The organism is Vibrio sp. Vb0937, assembly GCF_033338855.1.
The window spans coordinates 210676-231369 of the sequence record NZ_JAWOTK010000001.1 but is presented as its reverse complement, the minus strand read 5'-3'; the positions used below and the strand labels follow the sequence as shown (position 1 = coordinate 231369).

Annotated in this window: 18 protein-coding genes; 13 read left to right on the top strand and 5 right to left on the bottom strand. The window is 46.2% G+C overall.

Annotated features, from left to right (window positions below; translation table 11 throughout):
- Positions 1–113: 113 nt before the first annotated feature.
- Positions 114–1199 carry a porin gene (locus R7P67_RS01070; RefSeq protein ID WP_213871370.1) on the top strand — a complete coding sequence of 362 codons (1086 nt, stop codon included), beginning with the start codon at positions 114–116 and terminating at the stop codon, positions 1197–1199.
- Between the two features lie 69 nt (positions 1200–1268).
- Here the strand turns inward: R7P67_RS01070 and R7P67_RS01065 are convergent, their stop codons facing one another.
- Genes R7P67_RS01065 through hisD form a run of 4 tightly spaced genes read right to left on the bottom strand, consistent with a single transcriptional unit; the run spans position 1269 to position 5064 of the window.
- A complete protein-coding gene (locus R7P67_RS01065) occupies positions 1269–1982 on the bottom strand; it encodes an alpha/beta fold hydrolase (RefSeq protein ID WP_213871300.1) in 714 nt (237 codons plus the stop codon).
- Between the two features lies 1 nt (position 1983).
- The gene (locus R7P67_RS01060; RefSeq protein WP_005374765.1) at positions 1984–2988 is read right to left on the bottom strand and encodes a cupin; all 1005 of its coding nucleotides are present in this window, start codon (positions 2986–2988) and stop codon (positions 1984–1986) included.
- Between the two features lie 47 nt (positions 2989–3035).
- Entirely contained in the window at positions 3036–3770 is a 735-nt protein-coding gene (locus R7P67_RS01055; RefSeq protein ID WP_213871301.1) for an SDR family NAD(P)-dependent oxidoreductase, read from the bottom strand.
- A 1-nt stretch (position 3771) separates the two neighbouring features.
- Entirely contained in the window at positions 3772–5064 is a 1293-nt protein-coding gene (gene hisD, locus R7P67_RS01050) for a histidinol dehydrogenase (RefSeq protein ID WP_005374756.1), read from the bottom strand.
- Positions 5065–5353: 289 nt separating this feature from the next.
- On the opposite strand from hisD, the gene R7P67_RS01045 reads away from it, so the two are divergent.
- From R7P67_RS01045 to R7P67_RS00990, 12 genes are all read left to right on the top strand, one after another.
- Entirely contained in the window at positions 5354–6103 is a 750-nt protein-coding gene (locus R7P67_RS01045) for an HpcH/HpaI aldolase family protein (RefSeq protein ID WP_262653212.1), read from the top strand.
- 150 nt (positions 6104–6253) lie between these two features.
- Complete coding sequence (locus R7P67_RS01040; RefSeq protein ID WP_262653210.1) at positions 6254–7210, top strand: LacI family DNA-binding transcriptional regulator; 957 nt, start codon at positions 6254–6256, stop codon at positions 7208–7210.
- A 267-nt stretch (positions 7211–7477) separates the two neighbouring features.
- Entirely contained in the window at positions 7478–8473 is a 996-nt protein-coding gene (locus R7P67_RS01035) for a TRAP transporter substrate-binding protein (protein ID WP_213867924.1), read from the top strand.
- A 58-nt stretch (positions 8474–8531) separates the two neighbouring features.
- Positions 8532–9095: a TRAP transporter small permease gene (locus R7P67_RS01030; RefSeq protein WP_005383430.1), complete on the top strand. Its 564-nt coding sequence runs from the start codon at positions 8532–8534 to the stop codon at positions 9093–9095.
- Entirely contained in the window at positions 9092–10372 is a 1281-nt protein-coding gene (locus R7P67_RS01025; protein ID WP_262653206.1) for a TRAP transporter large permease, read from the top strand. Before R7P67_RS01030 ends, R7P67_RS01025 begins: the two co-directional genes overlap by 4 nt.
- Positions 10373–10897: 525 nt before the next feature.
- The gene (locus tag R7P67_RS01020) at positions 10898–11872 is read left to right on the top strand and encodes an ester cyclase (protein ID WP_262653204.1); all 975 of its coding nucleotides are present in this window, start codon (positions 10898–10900) and stop codon (positions 11870–11872) included.
- A 49-nt stretch (positions 11873–11921) separates the two neighbouring features.
- Entirely contained in the window at positions 11922–12917 is a 996-nt protein-coding gene (locus R7P67_RS01015; protein ID WP_262653202.1) for an ester cyclase, read from the top strand.
- The gene (locus tag R7P67_RS01010; protein WP_213906962.1) at positions 12910–14643 is read left to right on the top strand and encodes a sodium:solute symporter family transporter; all 1734 of its coding nucleotides are present in this window, start codon (positions 12910–12912) and stop codon (positions 14641–14643) included. Before R7P67_RS01015 ends, R7P67_RS01010 begins: the two co-directional genes overlap by 8 nt.
- A 216-nt stretch (positions 14644–14859) precedes the next feature.
- The gene (locus tag R7P67_RS01005; RefSeq protein ID WP_005374731.1) at positions 14860–15867 is read left to right on the top strand and encodes a LacI family DNA-binding transcriptional regulator; all 1008 of its coding nucleotides are present in this window, start codon (positions 14860–14862) and stop codon (positions 15865–15867) included.
- A gap of 144 nt (positions 15868–16011) precedes the next feature.
- The gene (locus R7P67_RS01000) at positions 16012–16656 is read left to right on the top strand and encodes a recombinase family protein (RefSeq protein WP_053350170.1); all 645 of its coding nucleotides are present in this window, start codon (positions 16012–16014) and stop codon (positions 16654–16656) included.
- A complete protein-coding gene (locus R7P67_RS00995) occupies positions 16653–17837 on the top strand; it encodes a multidrug effflux MFS transporter (RefSeq protein WP_262653199.1) in 1185 nt (394 codons plus the stop codon). The genes R7P67_RS01000 and R7P67_RS00995 overlap by 4 nt, the downstream gene beginning before the upstream one ends.
- Positions 17838–17914: 77 nt before the next feature.
- The gene (locus tag R7P67_RS00990; protein WP_137282971.1) at positions 17915–18559 is read left to right on the top strand and encodes an START domain-containing protein; all 645 of its coding nucleotides are present in this window, start codon (positions 17915–17917) and stop codon (positions 18557–18559) included.
- Between the two features lie 81 nt (positions 18560–18640).
- Here the strand turns inward: R7P67_RS00990 and R7P67_RS00985 are convergent, their stop codons facing one another.
- Positions 18641–20395 (bottom strand): hypothetical protein, encoded by a 1755-nt coding sequence (locus R7P67_RS00985; RefSeq protein WP_262653196.1) that lies wholly within the window; start codon positions 20393–20395, stop codon positions 18641–18643.
- Positions 20396–20694: the final 299 nt, after the last annotated feature.

The window sequence follows — 20694 nt, the reverse complement described above, 5'->3', positions numbered from 1 at the left end:
ACATGCTCCCAACTCGTGCCTCAAGGATGGGGCACAACCTCAAGATAGAGCCCTTATTCAAAACGGGCATGAACGCACGGTGGCTTTCTGCGCCCTGAATAATGAGATTGATGATGAAAAAGTCGACCCTTTCTGCAGTGATTTTAGCAGCGCTTACTTCTAGCTCAGCCTTTGCTGCACACACTTTTGTTAATGACGCTGGCGACAGCCTAACCATCGATGGCCGTTTCGATCTTCGCTACCAAGACCGTGGCGGTGATGACAACGGCGAATGGAACAGCGGCAGCTCACGTTTCGGTTTGAGAGGCCAAATGGGTCTGGATAACGGCTGGACTGGTTTCGGTCACGCGGAATGGGGCTACAACTCTGGCGCGAACGGCGACAACATTTACGACCGCTTGCTATACGCAGGTGTTGATCACGAAAAATATGGCAAGATTGCTGCGGGTACTAAGCAGTGGTCTACCTTCTACGACGTAGCATGGTACACCGATTTAGGTCGTGTATTCGGTACTCGTGGCTCAGGTGTTTACAACCTAGCTGACTGGGGTATCGCATCCGGTGCTGGTCGTGCAGAAAACTCAATAACGTACCGTAATTCAATCAATGAAAAAGTGAGCTACGGCTTTACTTACCAAACCACGCGTGAAGATGTTGCTCTAGCAAGCAATGCGACAGCCTCATTGAAAAACGGCATGGGTGCGTCTATCACTTACAAACCGGTTGATGGCGTAACACTTGGTGCGGCTTACCATCAAAATGAAGTTGCGGATCTAGACGCAAGCGTGGTTGGCGTAGAAAACGGCGACAACATGCGCATCATGCTATTGGGCGCAAACTACAGCAACGGTGGCTTCTACGCAGGTGCGACTTTCCACGTTGGCGAAAACTGGGAAGCAGTGAGCCAAGGCGGTACGGACGTAATGTTCGATACCCTAGGTGGCGAAATCTACACTTACTACCACTTCGACAACGGCTTGCGCCCAACGTTGAACTACAACTACATGGAGGATAGTGGTGACGAGACACAAGGTTACGAGCGTAACTTGCTGATCCCTGGTCTTGAATACCACTTCCAGAAGAACAAATTCCTAGTTTGGACTGAATACCAGTTCGACCTAGGTAAAGATCAGTACGATGGCAGCAAATTCGAAAACCGTGATGATCAATTCGCGGCAGGTATTCGCTACTACTTCTGATAATACTCATCGCTCACCACCTATACCCAAGTAACCTTAAGGTGGTGAGTGATGAAGTTCTTATCAACACTAAGCAAAGTTATCTTGAAGCCAAGTAGCCATCACTTCACTAATAATTAAAGGCTGCTCAAGCGTAGATAGATGCCCACACTCAGGGATAACATGAAGTGTGACGTTTGGGATGCATCTCTCCATGAGCAGATGATTGTCTAGCGGACAAAGCTTATCTTCTTTACCTGTTATCACCAACGTAGGAGCTTGAATGTCCGCCAATAAAGGTCGAGCATCCGGGCGAGTTGCTAACGCTTTAGCATGTGCTTCAAATGCCTCCAAACCTACATTAACCGCCATGCCTTCGATACGCTCAGTTAACGCTTTGTCTTGCAAACGGCTTGGATGAATCAGCACAGGCATCAGAGTGTCAGCCGTAATGCGTTCAAACTCACCACTTAACGCACGGCTAACCAGTGCATCACGCTTTTGTGTCACCTCTGGCTTTTCATCTGCTGCATTGGTATCCATGAGGATCAAGCCTTTGACTCTGTTTGGCGCTTGACGGTACACCTCAAAGGCAAGAATCCCACCCATTGATAAGCCACCCAAGACAAACTCCTGCGGTGCGTCTTGCAACACTCTCTGCGCCAGCTGTTCCATTGACGGCAATGAAGCCAGCGTCGGGCATGAAGGCTCAACCCAACTTGGCAACGCTCGGTTGATATCCTCAAACAATGTGCCATCACAAAGTAGTCCGGGTAGCCAAACTAACGAGGTGGGTTGCGTCATTTTATTCTCCTGCAAGCGGCTTTGGTTGATCAGAGCCAAGAATGCAATACGTCAAACTATTACCCCGCAAGTTCGTCAGTGAATAAGACGCACCTTCTGGAACATTCAGCACATCACCGCGCGTTAAAACAACACTCGCTTGTTCGCCTTGATGCGTGAGGACCACTTCAGTATCGCCATCAAAGTTGATAAGCACTTGTTTTTCTTCTCGGCAGTGTTGAGGAATCGAGCCACCTTCAGAAAGCTCATAAGCCATGATGCTCACTTCATCTTCACTCTTTACTTGGAAGTCATAACTCGCCAAAGGATGACCCGTTAAGGCGTATTGTTTCACGTTGCTTCCGCCGAAATCGCCTTTGATTTCACGATAATCTTTTTGCAGAGCGACAAATGGCATCATCTCTTCTGCGGTGTAGGTATCGAAGGTCGCGAGCTCTTCTTCGGTAAGCAGCGGCATCAATTCTGATTCTTGTGGCACCGGGTCGCCATTAATGGTGTCCACGAGTGTGCCATCGGCTTTGAGGTATAAACCATAACCTTGACTGTCTTTAATAACGTTTGGATGCCAAATAACGCCGCCACCTGAATCGTCGCCGCCAAGTACCGAGAACATAAAGCCGTAATCGCGGCCAACCACTTCAAATCCACGGAAGAGATTGGTTGGAATCGAGATGACGTCACCGTGAGACAACACCGCCTCATGCTCTCCATCGTTCCCCCAATAAAAACGGAACTGACCTTTGAACACCAAGAAAAGCTCAGCGGTGCGATGAGAGTGCAACGAATTTTTGATGCCCGGCGGTTGGCCTGCGGCACCAATGTTAAAGCCCGCCGTATCGCGAATATGAACATGCTGACGACTGCTTTCTGCCACCCCAGCACCGATAATGCAGAAGTTATCTTTCAGATCACTGCCTGGCGTGCGCGCATCAATAAACGCACTCGTACCCGGAATCAGTTCCATGTAGCGGACCAGATTATTATTCATTTTAGATTGTAGAGTCATTGTAAATCCTTGTTGTCCTTGTTTGGACCTAGCCTTTGAATTGTTAGTTACAGACCTAAAGGTCGCCCACCATCAACCGCGATGGTATTGCCTGTCGAGAAGGTCAAAACTTCTGCTGCGGCGTACACGGCTTGAGCGACTTCTTCATCATTGGCTAAACGCTTAAGCGGTGTGGATTGTTCTTGTTGATTACGCCATGCGTCATCCAAACCTTTGACAAACTCAGTGTCGACAAGCCCTGGAGCAACAGCCAGAACTCGAACATCGGGAGACAGAGCGCGAGCTAAAGAACGGGTCATGTTCTCCGCGGCAGATTTACTTGCACAGTAAGCAATGTTGCTCCCCATCGCAGTCTGTGCCGCGATAGAGGTAATGTTCACCACACAACCATTGGCTTGCTTAAGCCAAGGCTCAAACGCTCGAACCATGGCAAAAGGCGCACGAACATTCACTTGGAATATTTGGTCAAACAGCTGGTCATCTAAGCTTTGCAAATCAGAGTGCGCGACGAATTTCGTCATCCCCGCACAGTTGACCAACAGATCCAGCTTGTCGCTTATTTCACTGACTTGATGTTTAAGCTGTTCAATCGCACTAGAATCTGCCACGTTCAGTTTGAATGCTAGATGCTCGTTACGTGGCAGCGAAGAAAGCACATCCTCGGCCGCTTTCTGATTACTGTTGTAAGTCAGAATTACGCGATATCCCCATTCAGCTAGCTTGCGACAAATGGCGGCACCCAGTCCGCCACTGCCGCCTGTGACTAAGGCAAGTTTCGACATATTACGCCTCTTCCACTTTGCCTTTGTAACGGCGTACACGAATATCCGCTTGCTCTTTGTGACCTGCGAAACCTTCGAGTGCACACAAGCGAGAGCAGTACTCACCGACTTTTAGCGACGCAGCTTCCGTTACACGCTGGTAAGTACAGGTCTTGATAAATTTACCTACCCAAAGACCACCGGTGTATCGCGCCGCTTTCTTCGTTGGCAGTGTATGGTTGGTACCAATACATTTATCGCCGTAAGAAACGTTGGTTTCACGACCTAGGAACAAGGCACCGTAGTTGGTCATGTTATCTAGGAAGTATTTAGGATCTTCCGTCATCACTTGAACGTGTTCAGAAGCGATATCGTCTGCCACTTCCACCATTTCTTCGTAGCTATCACACACAATCACTTGTCCGTAATCTGCCCACGCTTTACCCGCAACTTCAGCCGTTGGGAGAATGGTTAACTGACGTTCGATCTCTTTGATGGTCTCTTGCGCAAATGTTTCGCTATTGGTCAACAATACAGCGGGAGAGTTGTAACCATGCTCAGCCTGACCAAGCAAGTCTGCCGCTGCCAATTCCGGGTCACAGCCTTTCTCATCAGCAATGACCAAGGTTTCCGTTGGCCCTGCAAACAAATCGATACCAACGCGACCAAACAACTGACGTTTTGCCTCTGCCACAAATGCGTTACCCGGCCCTACAATCATATCGACTGGCGCAATAGTCTCTGTACCAAGAGCCATTGCACCTACCGCCTGAACACCACCGAAGCAGTAGATTTCATCCGCACCCGCCATTGCCATCGCAGCGACAATCGCGACGTTCGGCTGGCCGTTAAACGGAGGCGCACAAGCAATAACACGTTTTACGCCCGCGACTTTCGCCGTCAGTACACTCATGTGAGCGGATGCAACCAATGGGTATTTTCCACCAGGGATGTAACAACCCACGCTGTTTACTGGAATATTTTTATGCCCCAGTACCACACCAGGCATGGTTTCTACTTCGACGTCTTTCATTGAGTCACGTTGAATTTGAGCAAAGTTTCGAACTTGTTGCTGAGCGAACTCGATATCATGACGAGTCGATTCATCAAGCGCATCCACACAGGCTTGGATTTGCTCTTCTGACAGGCGGAATTGCTCCGGCGACCAGTTATCAAACTTTTCAGACAACTCACGTACAGCGCTATCACCTTTCGATTCAATATCAGCAAGAATGTTTTCAACAATCTGACGCACTTTTGCGTCGTTTGATGCTGATGCTTCTTCAGTGATTCCGTTTTTTAAAATGCGTGCCATTGGGTTTCTCCTTGAACATTGAGGCTGACGAACGGTTATTTTCATGCTTTTGGATACGAATGCAAAATCAGATTAAACACTTAATTAATATTTGACAAGTTAAGTCAACAAACCAAAAAAACCACCCTTAAGCCTTTGTATTGATTAATTTAAACAAATAAAAGTAAGTAATAAGGACCTTGATTGAGTTTAATTTTTAATCAAAAATGAGTTTTAGATCACATCATTTTTACTCATCATTTACATTTCACCGTGTTAGTTTTTGCATACCTTTGCAAAGGAGAGAATTATGAGCAATTTTAAGCAACGTCTGACTAAAGAAACGCTATTAGGTACATTTGTTAAAACCCCTCATCCTCACATTATCGAGGTATTGGCACTGGCAGAGTTGCCTTTTGTGGTACTGGATGCAGAGCACGCACCTTTCGATCGCTCCTCGCTTGATCTGTGCATCATGGCGGCCAGAGCGAATGACCTCGCGTGCGTGGTACGAGTACAAGACAGCGCCCCTTCAACCATTTTGAACGCGCTTGACTGTGGCGCGGCGGGTGTACAAATTCCCCATGTTTGTACTGCTGAGCAAGCGACGCAACTGGCGAAAATCTGCCATTACGGAGAAGGTGGCCGAGGGTATGCTGGTTCCAGTCGAGCAGCGCAATACGCCACTAAGCCCATGGTTGAACACTTAAAAGACAGCCGTGCGAATACGATTGTCATTGCACAGATTGAAGACCCTCAAGGGGTCGAAAATGTTGAAGCGATTGCCAATGTTGAAGGAATTGATGCGCTCTTCATTGGCCAAGTTGATCTCACTGTCGCTTATGGTGCTGATAGCGTTCATGATGAGAAAGTCGCACAAGTAAGTATGCGAGTAATCGAAGCGGCCAGAGCCGCCAATAAACCTGTTGGCATGTTTGTCTCGACGGCTCAACAAGCTCGGGAATGGCGTGAACTCGGCGTTAGCTTCTTTTGTGTTGGGTCTGAACACAAAATGATCATTGATGGCTTCCAACAAGAGAGAAATGTGATGAATTCTTGAGTTTTCTCTGATATTTACGCCTTATCAATGTAATGCTCTAGACACAGAAATCCCCTAGCCCATACACTCAGCACGTATGAGCAGGTTCAATGGCCTTAAATAAGGAGTATCACCATTAAAGCGAAAGTAACTTCGATCGACGTCGCGAAGATGCTCGGCGTCTCTCAATCGACGGTATCTAGAGCATTCAGCCCGACTGCGAGTATTAGCGAGAAGAAACGCAAAATGGTGATGGATGCCGCAGCTAAGCTCGGATACACACCGAATGCCATCGCCCGAGGTCTGATTTCGAATCGTTCAGGCTTAGTGGCGATTGCGTTAGATAGCGAATCAAACCCAATGTACGACATGCAATCTCGTGCTTTGGCTGTCGAAATTCAAAAGCGAGGCGGACAAGTTGTGCTTTGCCCTATCGACAAGGACGACCTCGATCTCGCCATTTCACGCGCCATTGAATACCAAGTGGACGGACTCGTTATCGCCACCAGCCGTTTAACTTCACGCGCGTTTGCCCAATGCGAAAAGTTTGGCGTTCACTTAAGCCTGATCAACCGTTATGCCGAAGGCATTAATGCCAACAGCTCTGGTATTGATAACCGATTAGCGGGCCAACAAGCAGCTGAGTATTTAACACAGAAAGGCGCAAAACAATGTGCTTACATCAGTGGTGATGCAGGTTCAATGACCAGTGAAGAGCGCTGGCTTGGCTTCTCTTCAAAGCTGCAAGAACTCGGCGCTCCATCCCCGACCTTTATTCAAGCCAAATACAGTTTTGAAGCTGGCCTAGAAGCGGCGAAAGAAATCTTGTCACATACCAGTAAACCCGATGCAATTTTTTGTGCAAACGACATCCTCGCCATGGGTGTGATGGATGGCTTGCGACAAGCCGGAGCAAAGATCCCCCAAGACTTCTCTGTGATGGGTGTAGATAACATTCCGATGTCTGCATGGCCGAGCTATGATTTGACCACCATTGCTCAACCAGTCGACAAAATTGTTAAACGAGCGGTTGAAGATTTGATGAATCGAATCAACGGCAACCTGGATGCAACTGGCGAATACCTTTTCGAGCAAGGCACCTTGATCGAACGTAGTAGCACCATTTAATAAATCCATTTTTATTCATTCTTCATAAACAAAATGCCTTGCTTTCGAGTAAGGCATTTTCTGTGATCACGATTAAATTTTCACCAATCGTTATTTAACTCCTCATCAATTCATCAATCTTGTTATTGACTTGTTACTTTAATGTTTTATTTTGGATTCGTATGCAAAATGGATATGAATTGCTCAACTAATTTATAAAAACATAAAAAGTTGTGTGACTTGCCGACGAATGCCAATGGCAGGTCATACCAGAAACAAGGAAGAACGATGAAGAAAGTAATCCTTACTTCACTTACCGCACTGGGGCTTGCATTTAGCAGTATGAATACGTTTGCAACCAGTGTTATTCGTCTTGCTCATGACAGTCAAGAAACCTCTCCCGTACACAAAGCAATGCTCTATTTCGAACAAGAAGTGGAAGCTCGCTCAAACGGTGAGATAGAAGTTGAAATCTATCCGGCAAGACAACTAGGCGATGTGCGTGAGACGACTGAACTAGTACAGCAAGGCAACTTACAAATGACGTTTGGTGCGTCAGTTTTACTCTCTCCCTACGTCCCAGAGTTTAACGTGCTCGACGTGTTCTACCTTTTTGATAGCGAAGAGCAAGCACACAAAGCGCTCGACAGTGAGAAGATCGGACAACCATTGTTGAATGCTATGGAATCAAAAGGCTTTCATGGACTTGGCTTTATGGAGGTCGGCTTTCGTAGCGTGACCAACAACAAACAGCCAATTGATAGTATTGAGGACCTGAAAGGGCTAAAGATTCGCTCGGCATCTAACCCCACTCAAATAAGCGCGTGGAAATCTATTGGTACTGCGCCAACACCTCTGTCTTGGGGAGAAATTTTCACCTCGTTACAACAAGGCCTGATTAACGCTCAAGAAAGTGCTATCTACTCTATTTATGCCGAACGTTTTTACGAGGCACAAAAGTACCTCTCTTTAACTAACCATATATACACCAACTACGTGTTATTCATGAACAAATCGTTTTGGGATTCACTGCCGGCCGCACAACAAGCGCTGATCAGTGAAGTAAGCAAAGAAACCATCGCAAAACAGCGTGAGCTCGCCGCTAAGCAAAACCAAGAAGTAATCAAAGAGCTCGAAGCAAAAGGCATGACGGTTAACATCGTCCCAGACGAGGTACGCAGCATCATGAAAGAAAAAATGAATGCAGCCGTGTACCAAGATCTGCGTAGCAAGACAGGTGAAGACTTGTTTGACAACGTGATTGCCGAGATAGAACGCTTATAACTCCCACTCTTTTGCACGATCTGGCAACAGGTCGTGCTTTCTCGTTTTGGAGGTGAACATGAAGTGGTTTCGCTTACTAGACAAATACCTAGAACCTACCCTTATCGTTATCGCGATCTCGACGATGACAACTTTACTGTGCTTGCAAATCACACTACGCCTATTTGACGCAACGATCGCGTGGGCTGAAGAGCTGGCACGTTATTTATTCGTATGGGCGATGTACCTGAGCATCAGCTATTGTATCCGAGATGATCGACACATCCGCATTCGTGTGTTCATCGATAAACTTCCGGGCAATTGGACGCAATTCAGTTTGATTGTTTCTGATCTTATCTACCTTGCCTTTAGTGCCACTGTCGCCTGGTTTGGATTTAAGGTGATCAATCGCAGCCTGCAACTCGGTCAGATTGCACCCGCAATGGAAATTCCTATTGCGTGTTTGTATGCCTCTGTTTTAGTTTGCGCACTATTAAGCTGCGCGCGCCTAGTGACAAGCATTTATCAACGTGTGAACGCGTGCTCCACCAGCAATGAACGAGTTCGCTTTTCTCGCCAACGCTATCGCCATATCAAAGCAAAGTACCGTACTTCTAACCGACTATTGGAGTTTAACGCATGACGTCTGCACTTTTGTTTAGCAGCTTTGGTCTGCTTCTGCTCATTGGCGTTCCGGTCGGTATTGCTCTGGCGGCAGCCAGTATGGTCGCGATACTCAGTCTGCCGTTTCTTAACATCGAGTTTTTAGTCCAAGGAATGGTAACAGGGCTCGACTCTTTCCCTCTCCTCGCCGTCGTTCTATTTACCTTGGCAGGTAACCTTATGAGCCAAGGAGGGATCTCAAAACGATTATTACACGTGGCGGAGGTCTTCTTTGGCCACTTTACTGGTGGGCTTGGCATCGTCGCCATTGTGGCGTGCATGTTCTTCGCTTCCATCTCTGGTACGGGGTCTGCCACTGTTGCCGCTATCGGCCTGACGATGATTCCCTCGATGGTGAAGAAAGGCTACGACCGCAGCTTTGCCGGTGCCTTGATAGCCTCTTCCGGCGGAATTGGCGTCATTATTCCACCCTCTGTGGTGATGATCGTCTACGCGATCACAGCTGAAGTCTCGGTAACTAAGATGTTCATGGCGGGCATCATTCCTGGCTTGGTCGTCGGTATGGTATTGATCGGCTATTGTCTAATTGTCTCAAAATTGCGGGGCTACACAGGTAACGAGCACAAAGCGACCTGGGCAGAGCGTCTTGATGCGCTAAAAGAAGCCAGTTGGGCAATGCTACTCCCCGTGATCATTCTCGGCGGTATCTATTCCGGTATCTTCACACCTACCGAATCAGCCGCCATTGGTGTGCTCTATGGCTTATTCTTTGGCATGTTTGTTTATAAAGAGCTCAAACCAGCGCAAGTTGTGAAAATCATTCTAGAGTCGTCACTGCTAGTTGGCGCAGTACTCGTCATTGTGGGTGCGTCCGTGACGTTTGGCCGCATATTGACCCTAGAACGTCTACCGGCCGAGATTGCTCAGTTCATTCTATCGATTACTGAAAACAAACTTCTGATACTGCTTTGCATCAATGTCCTGTTGTTGCTTGTCGGTACCTTTATGGAAACGCTGGCAGCCATTGTTATTCTCACGCCAATTCTGTTACCCATTACGTCAGCACTCGGCATGGACCCCGTTCATTTTGGGATCGTGATGATCGTGAACTTGGCCATTGGCTTTGTTACGCCTCCTCTGGGTGCCAACCTGTTTATGGCAAGTCAGGTAGGCAAAGTACCGATAGAGTCGCTCTCTAAAGCCATTATGGGCTGGATTGGAGCAATGATAGTGGCCTTGATGTTGATTACCTTCATCCCTGCCATCTCGCTATCATTACCTGCGCTTTTATCCTGATCGTTGCACTCATAGGACGCTTATGACTGTTATAGCCACTAGATAAACACCTTTCTAGTGGCTTATTCGTTATCTACTTCCGATTTAATAAAAAACCCTTTAAGCATTCGTATGCAAAAGGAAAAACTGAAAGATATTAGGATAATTGACACCAAAATAGCTGAATATTAGCGATAAAGTCCATTTGGGAGCCTTGAGCTGCACGATTATCAGTTTTGGCTTAATCATTTGGTTCCATTCAAACAGAGCAAAATAAATTAAACGATTAAAAAACAATAATATATTAGAAAATTCATACAAAAAACTTTGACCTCCTTTCTTATTAACACGTCTCGATAAGAGATAGCTTCCATCTCGCCTGTACTTTTTTAGTTTATTTTCCGCTCAATTGTTAAAAACCTGATCATCAGCACGCTATTTAAACAATCGAAAAACAATCCGTTGACAAAATGGCAACATGATATATTTTGAATACGTAATCAAAAACAAAATTAAAACATAATTATTCAATTACGGAGGTGATTTATGGCCATGGTTGGCTTCGATGAAAAGTGGCGTGATTTTCCCGACTACATTCTTGGTATCACAAAAGAGATTTGGGAAGACCGAGGTTTAAACACCTTAGAACACTACTACTCTCCCGACATTGTTGTGCGTACTCCACTCTCTATCGTTCAAGGAAACGAAGGGGTGATCAGTGCAACAATGGCGACACTGGCCGAGTTTCCCGATCGCACGCTATATGGCGAAGACGTCATTTGGTCAGGCACCCCGGAACAAGGCATGCTTTCTTCTCATCGAATCATCTCTACTGCAACACACAGTGGCAACGGCTTCTACGGGCAAGCCTCGAACCGCAAACTTCGTTTCCGTATTATCGCAGATTGCCACGCTATCAATAACCAAATCAATGACGAATGGTTGGTTCGCGATCAAGCCGATATCGCGAAACAACTGGGTATGATGTCAGAAGAGTTTGCACGCCAACAAATCGAATTTGAAGGTGGCGTGGAATCAAGCCCATTTCCGTTCACACCTGAAGTCGACATTCCTGGACCTTATTTGGGCGTAGGCAACGACAACGAATATGGTCAGCGCTATGAAGCAATTCTCAGAAGCCTTATGAATGCCGAGTTCTCTATAGTACCGAAAGAGTACGACCGCGCTTGCATCGGCGAATACACTGGAGGTCAAACTGCCCTATCACACTCGGAAGTCGATCATTTTTGGATGGCACTTCGTTCGTCTTTCCCAAATGCTCAATTTACCGTTCACCATCGTATTGGCCGAGATGACGACATGATGTCACCACGCGCGGCAATTCGATGGTCTTTGCACGGTAAGCATGAGGGATATGGGATGTTTGGTAAGCCTTCAGGAAAAGAAGTTTACATCATGGGGATCAGCCACGCTGAGTTTGGCCCTTGGGGTCTTCGTCGCGAATTCACTTTGTTTGACGAGACCGCAATCTGGAAGCAAATCCTGCTTCAGCAAGGCTAACGGTTGACTAAACACTATTTATTAAAATCACAGACAGTAAGGAAGCAACATGTCACTCAACATCATCGAACAGTTCTACCAGAACTACTTCAAAGCCGCAGACATCGAGCAAAAACAGGCCGCTCTGCAAACTTTGAACCCTGACGTAAAATGGTGCGTGGCGCACCCTGTGAACGATCTTAATGGCCCAGATGCAACCCACGAATCTTTCCTCTCACCACTTGTTAATGCTTTACCTGATGCCGAGCGCCGACCAATGATTGTGATGCACGGCGAATACGAAGGCCGCACTTGGTACAACTCTACTGGTTACTTTATCGGTACGTTTGAACAGCCACTGTTTGGCATCCCAGCAACAGGGAAAACACTCTACTTACGTTACACCGAAATGGTGTGTGTGGAGAACGAACAAATCACCGAATCATACATGATTCCAGACTTCATCGATGCGATGAATCAAGCTGGAAGCAACCCTCTTAGAAAGAGCTTAGGCCACGATGGGTTGGTCCCTTCTCCTGCGACTTCTAATGGTATCCAACATTCTGTTGTGTCTTTGGAAGAAAGTGAAAAGAGCGCCCAGCTGGTTGAAGATATGCTGTCTTGCTTGGGTCGTTTTGATGGCAAAGATCTTTTCTCGATGGATCTTGAAAACTACTGGCACAATGACTTCATGTGGTACGGCCCTGCTGGTATTGGTACTACGCGCGGTATCAAAGGTTTCCGTAACCACCACCAAGCCCCTTTCGTGTTTGCGTTCCCTGACCGAAGTGTCGATATTGAGGTCAATTTTTTGGCCAAAAATGACTACGTATCCACAGGTGGTTGGCCACATATGCATGGTACTCACACTGGTCACAGTGGCTGGCTCGGTCTCGCCCCGACAGGAAAACACATCGAACTTCGCGTTATGGACATTTGGCGACGCGAAGGCGATTTACTGAAGGAAAACTGGGTGGCGATCGACATCGTTCATATCCTACTGCAACTTGGCTATGACGTGTTTGCACAAATGAAAGAACAGTTAGAAGGACCTAATTATGCATGAGTTTGGCGCACTTAACTGGAGCATCCTTGGGGGATACATCGCCCTCACGCTAGTACTGGGGGCGGTAATTGGAAAGCGAGTCACTTCAGCTAGCCAATTCGCCTTGGGTGATAAGAGCATCCCTTGGTGGGCGATCGGTATTTCTGTCGTTTGTACTTACGTGAGTGCCATGTCGTTCCTTGGCGGGCCAGCTTGGTCTTACAAAGAAGGCCTGTCGGTTATCGCGATTCACCTCAATTATCCGCTGGTGATCTTCTTCATCGTGGCTGTGTTTATGCCGTTTTTCTACAACAGCGGTTTAACCTCCATCTACGAGTATCAAGAACGACGCTTCGGTAAGGCTTCAAGACTGACTTTGTCGTTTATCTTCCTTATCAAACAAGCGTTGAGCTCGGCAGCCGTACTCTACGCGACAGCAATGATTTTAGAGTTCATTACTGGTATCGACGTGATGTACTGCATCATGATCGTCACTGCAATTGCCCTTATCTACACCGTAATGGGCGGTATCGCGGCTGTCATTTGGACCGATGTGATTCAAGCAGTAATCTTATTTATTGGCGCATTCATCATCATTGAAGCCGTTTGGAATGGCATGCCTGCTCCAATGACGGAGGTCATGGCAGAACTCAAAGCGAAAGGAATGACCGATGCCCTACAGACAAGTTTTGACCTAAGCCAAGTAACGACGGTATGGGCTGGTGTTATCGCAATGACGATGTTCCACACCACCGTGTATGGCGGTAACCAGATGATGGTCCAACGATGTATGGCCGCGAAAAACATGGGCGATGCGAAAAAGGCAATGCTGATGATGGGCTACGTGGCCTTCTTTATTTACTTTGTCTTTATCTTGCTTGGCGTCCTGTTCAACGCTTATTACGACGGTAAAGAGTTCGAAAACGGCAACACCATCATTCTTCATTATGCGAGTGAATATGGAATGCCAGGCTTGATGGGCATCATTGCCGCTGCGATTCTGGCGGCAAGTATGTCGAGTCTCGATTCCGCATTTAACTCAATGGCGACCGTTTCTGTGGCTGACTTTTACAAACGCTTCTACAAGCAAAACGAGTCGGAAGAGCATTACTTAAAGGTATCGCGTTTCTTCACGGTGGCGTGGGCGATTTTGGTCATCATTCCAGCGATCATGTTTGCCACCAGCACAGGCTCGGTACTGGAAGTGCTGAGTAAGGCAGGCTCTTACTTTGTCGGTGCGAGCTTCTGTATGTTCGTCCTTGGTTTCTACTCAAAACACATTACGGAAAAAGGCTTGTTAATTGGCGTTGCTGCTAGCTTCTTGGTGATCTGGTATGTAGCCGTTGCGACCGATATTGCGTGGCCTTGGTATTGCGTGATTGGCGTCCTTGTGAATGCCGTTGTCGCTTACATTGCTAGCCTTCTCCTGACGGGTAAACAAGATGAAATGCATCTTTACACAGTGAAAGGCCAGCAAGCGGAATATGCTCGTCTAAATAAACCAATCAAGGAAGATGGTTGGTATGTCGTTCCCGGCAAAATCGATGCTCCATGTTATGGCTTACTAGTGATGTTTGTATTCTCTCTCGTGATGCTTTGGGGGATCAACGCGTTTACCGACAACGCTCCTATGCTGATTAACTTTATGCGTGGCTGCTCTATTCTTGTCGCTACCGCTTGCATCGGATACATGGGGTATTCACTCCTCTCCCCGAAACGTAAAGTTGCAGTCAAACAAGCAAATTAATGTTCTTTACGTAGATACTGTACGTCTAACAAACGGACAGTATCTACGCTCTAGATCTAGTGCTAGCTCAAAGCAAATCGAATGGGTTAACCCACATTTTGCTTTTTAATACTCCAAAGCCATTATTCTACTTAGGATACCCGTTAGAACATTTATGAATACGTACCTATTTATGCTAGTCTTATGACCTCAATTACTGGCAACTAAGTTTTATTCATGAAATCAATTAAACACGTAGTCACATCAAAAGATGTGGCAAAGATGGCAGGCGTCTCTCAATCTACTGTATCGCGCGTGTTTGTTCCGGGTAGCTCAGTATCCGAAAAGACCAAGCAAAAAGTCTTTGAAGCGGCTAAAGCCCTTAACTACCGCCCTAACGCCTTTGCACGTAGCCTGACCACAAACGAATCGAAATTGATAGGTTTAGTGTTTCCTGATGCGGATTACCCTATCCATATGAAAACACTGCAATTAATTTCCAGTGAGTTACAGAAAAAAGGTTATTCTGCCGTATTGATTCCATGGCAAGTGGATGAAGAAGAGGGCCACTCAATCCCAAATATCTTCCAGTATCGCGTCGATGGTGTCATTGCCGCTTCCGCAACCTTCAATAAGTCCCTTTATGAAGAATGTGAAGAGTTTAATATCCCAATTGTTCAATACGCACGAGTTGTTGAAGGTACTAGGAGTAGCTACGTTATCAGTGACAACTACGAAGCAGGCCAACAAGCCGCGCAACTTCTGCACAAAAGTGGCGTGAAGAACGCGGTTTATTTGACGGGAGAAGTGCCAACCTTTACGAATGACGAACGCCAAAGCGGCTTCTGCTCTGAATTTGAAGACCTAACCGGCAAGACGCCACGCATCATTGAAGCCAGTTATGACTACGCGAGCTCACTTGATAAAGTCCGTGCCATACTGGCAGACAAAAATCGGCCTGAAGCGGTGTTCTGTGCAACCGATAACCTTGCTATGGCGGTCATGGATATCGCCCGTATAGAATGCGGGTTGAGCATTCCTCAGGACTTACAAGTCATTGGCTTTGATAATATTCCTCAGACAGAATGGTTGAGCTATCAACTAACCACATTCCGCCAGGATTTCCGTCGCCTCGCTCGCGAGTGCGTGAAGATCATTGTTGATCAAATTAATACGAAAAACGGCAGCCTAGTAAAAATGATGGTGCCAGTGAAGTTAATCGAGCGCCAGACAACAAAAGCTTAAATAGCTATAGCCAGCCATTCGGTTGGCTTTTTTATTTGCCTCTGACACCCAAACGGCTCATTTAGTGTTGTAAGCATTAATGAACCCATGTATATTTATGAGCCATCACACTATATGAACCAAAAAAAGAGGCTCATAATCCTTATGACCACGTATCTTTACACTCGTTATTCGCCAAAAAATCGAGCTTACCAAGAGCACCTTAATACTCTAAAAGCTTTTGCGCCCGAAGCTCAGCATTTTGAGGATAAGGTTCGTGGTTGCATGCCTCCAACCGAGAGAGAGGCATTCTTACGACTGCTCGATTCCGTCAGAGCTGGGGATACGATTGTGCTCTGGTGGCTGACCGCATTTGGTCGCGACTTTAGTCAAGCATTGAACACGATAAAAATGCTACTCGATAAAGGGGTAACATTGAAAACCGTATGTGAATCACTAACTTTTGAGCCAGGTTCTGTTCAAACTCAAACACTACTCACAGTGTTATCTGGATATGGGAAAGTGCAGACTGAACATCGCCTGTTTGCCGCAGAGCAAGGGCGACAGGCCATTAAAGAGCAGCCAGAATTATGGAAACAGAAGTTTCGCGGCCGCCCCGCAAACAAAACCAAACACCAACAGATCGCAACGTTACTGCTAGAAGGCTACACATTGCAAAACGTAGCAGAGAAATGCGAAGTCAGTCTATCGACTGTGAAGCGGGTCAAAGCAAAGCTAAATGAAGTGGATGACGAAGGCGGCTTAAGATCACGACGCCAAAAAGGTTGTTTGAATGGAGACCAGTCATGAGTCGCCCAATCAACTTTCATACTATACTACTCGCCTGTCTTATTATTAGCGTTGGCCAGTTGAGCATGGGGCTAGTCATGCCCTCTTTGCCATGGATAGCAAAAGACTTTTCCATCTCCCTCGACCAAGCTCAACTACTTGTGAGTATTTATTTGCTCGGCTTTGGCCCCTCTCAATTTATCTACGGGCCAGTGTCAGATGCTTTAGGACGAAAAAGAGTATTACTTACCGGTTTACTCATCGCGATGTCTGGTCTGCTGATGATTATTTTCTTCAGTGACACATTTACAGGGATGGTGATGGGGCGCTTTTTACAAGGGTTAGGTACAGGATGCTGCGCGGTACTCGCGAGGGCGTCGACTCGAGATAGATTTAGCGGGGATGAACTCCCAGTGGCAATGTCTTACATCGCCATGGCGGCTTCAATCACGCCACTTATTGCACCTGTGATTGGCGGCTTTATCAACTTCCACTTCGGTTGGAGTATGGTGTTTATTTCTCTGTTGGGCTATGTCTCGCTGGCTTGGGTAATCATCGCCTTTAAGTTCACAGAAACCATCACAAAACGTTCTGTCATTCCGTCACCCCGAAAAATGTTACTCCAATACAAGAGCTTACTTACGTCTCGTTACTTTATGAGTTTCACCAGTATCAGTTGGTTAAACTTCAGCTTAATGATTACGACAGTCTCTGTGATGCCATTTATCATGCAAGATCAAATTGGCATGACCTCCGCTCAATACGCGATGTGGGCGCTCATTCCCGCTTTGGGTATGTTATGTGGTACCACGATTTGTAACCGAGTAAGGCCAATTATTGGCAATAAAAAAATGCTGCTCTGCACCCCATTTCTTCACCTCGCTGCCGCAATATGGTTATTTTTCTGTCCTGTTGAGCCTCTATTTCTGATGCTAGGACAGCTATTAATGATCTTGGGGAATGGTATTGCCCTACCTTGTGCACAAGCGATGGTAATGCAACCTTATAAAAAGCAAGCAGGTGCCGCAGCGGCAATGTCTGGTGGTGGACAAATGGTCGTCTCCTCATTGGTCAGCTTAACTCTGGTACAGCTTGGATTGAGTCAAGCATGGCATCTAGCGATCGTTATCGTAATATTTGCATCGCTTACCTTCACCAACATTCAACGTGGCTTCAGTGCAGAGCAACCTTCAGAACGATAACAAAAAACATACTATTGTCCTTATAGTTACGACAAATCGTATAAACTTAAATTTAGGAAAAGTTGGCGGATACTAACATGATGTTGCATTTAAGAATTGGCGCCTTAACACTCGCCACATTGATATCCGCTGGTACTGATGCGAGCGCCAACGAGAACTGGCAGTTCGAGAGTGACAAGAATGGAATCACAATTTACTCCCGAGAACATAGTGACGGTTTAGTTGAGATCCGTGCCCGGATGTTCACACCCACCAGCTATGGTGCATTTTTAACGCTACTGGAAGACAGTGACAATATCCCGAACTGGATTGACAATGCCAGTCATAGCCGGGTTTTAAATCAAATATCGGCCACCGAGAACATCGTTTACACCCAGTTTAAAGCGCCATGGCCTGCCAAAAATCGGGATATGGTCACCTACTCAAAGTACTGGGTCGATGAGCTGGGATTCACGATAGAAATCAAAAGCGCACCTGACTCATATCTTGCTGAACAAAATGGTTATGTTCGAATTCGCTCGGTTGATGCGACTTGGGAGTTACAAAAACTCACAAACGATACAACACTCGTGGAATACAAGGCGTTTGCTGATCCCGGAGGTCTATTGCCAAACTGGCTGATCAACAAACTTTCAAAAGAAAGTGCATGGGCGACATTTAGTAACTTAAGAAAAGAGTTACCTGAATATCAGCAATACTCTCATCCTCAAATAGATGAGTAAGCGTCGTTCTTCCCACTCGCTTTTTAATACGGTACATAATAACAAAAGGCGGCATTGCGCCGCCTTTTTCTACGCAACGTGTTACTGCTGTGCAACCGTTACAGATTTAGTTGCACCACGGTAATCAAACTCAAAACCAATACCTTGGTCTGTCACGTCCATCGTCATACCACCAACAAGCTCGCCTTGTAAGCTTTTGACAACATCATCCGGAACCGGCTCCCCAGTGATTGACGACGCACTCTCTAACACTTCCAAAATACGCTCTGAATCAAAATCAAAGCTGAACAAGCCATTTGGAGAAAGTGATTGCGCCATCACTTCTTTGCTTGCTTCCGCAGCACTATCACCACTGTAAAGGGTGAAATGGTTTTCGTTTAGACGAGCAAACACGTCCACCTTCATGCCAGTATGCATTTCTAATAGCTCACTGACATTAACAGGTTGGTTATCCGGTTGAATTTGCAATTGAGCAAGTTCAGGAACGAACATTTGCGCAGTTTGAATAAGCATCATTGGATCATTGGCAGAAAGAGACAACATACCATCTAGCTGGCTAAATACTTCACCATGCTGAGCATTAGTATCTACTTTGATATCAAACATTTGCAGGCTTAACCCTTTAAGGCCATTAACCATGCCTGACCCCATGCTTACAGCGGCTGCTGGATTCTGGCCGCCCATCTCTTGCTGCATTTGTGTCAATAAAGAGCATTGGTATTGAGGCTGAGTCAAGTCAGCCCAAATCTGACCAATCGATGGCGCTAGCGTATTAATGTCTAAACCAAGCGCCATACTAAAGAAACTCTTATCACTTTTAGACTCTGCCAATACACCACGAATCGACTTGAGCGCATCTAGAATCACTTTATTGTTGGACTCAACAACAAAAGAACCTTTAATGAACGCCTGATCGCCTTTCATCTTGTATTCTGCAAACGCGACGGACTGAGGCCAGTTTTCTGCAACTTGAGTGAGCTCAGTATGGCAGGCTGGTGAACGCATTTCCTCAATAGTTGGTTCAGGATCTATTGCATCCAACGTGCTGATTTGACGAGCAAACATATTGCCATCTTTCGTCGTCAAACCTTTAATCACTTCGCGATGATCAAAGTAACCAAAAGAGTTGTTGTTTTCACCGTATTTGGCTTGCAACGCCTCAAGGCGTCCACTGTCAGCAATATTTTGACTTGGTGCTTCAAGCCCTAATGCCATTTTAATCGGGTTTTGAACGCCCAGTTGCGGAACATCAACCGTTAACGTAAGCACGTTATCAACCACGGCTACAACCAAGCCAATACCGTCCTGCGGGTCAATTGAATCAGTCATCTCGTAACGACGATACTCGACGTCACCAAGCTTAACCAACTCATGCTTAGCGCCGCTCATCTGCTCTTCATGATCCAGTGTTTTCCATAACGCGGCAGGGTCTTCAATATCCACTTTGTACACCGGTACCATACCAATTGTGTACAACACAGGATTAATGTTTTCCCCGGTGCCCAAATAAGCTTTTAATGTTTCTGGCGACGCAGCACTCTCTAGGTACCCATCGAATAAGTTAACTGCAAACTGCTGTTGTGGAGACAGTGGTTCATCGGCAAAAAGTTCTGCAATCGAGCCTTGATTCGCCGTACCGAATGCGTTCATGTATTTATAATGGTTAAAAGGTTCTGTCTGATACGTCACCATAAGTGAATCTGCAGGAACTTGCGTTAACAGTGAGCCTGCATCACTCGCGGTAGTATTGTTTTGGTACAGGTAGCCAGCGCCCCCTGCTGCTGCGACCACTGCTGTAGCCAATAGTAGTTTTTTCACGACCAACTCCGTTGTCATAGTTATGTGTTCCTAAACGAAATGTAACGCTTAGGTTTAAAGCCAATGAATAGTGCTTTATATCAACCGCTATCATAAACAAGTTATCGATGTAATGAATGTCGGTTTGATAAATTATCCAACATTTATAAGGCAAACCGTGAAGTAAGTTGAATTGCGTGCGGATGCTATTGGCAATATTCACAATCCAATTTCTCGGATAACCGCCTTAAAAATCATAATATTCAGTTAAATGAAGCGATTTGGAGTAATTACGACCAAAATCAGCAGAATATTAAATCTTTATTGAGTCTTTTATC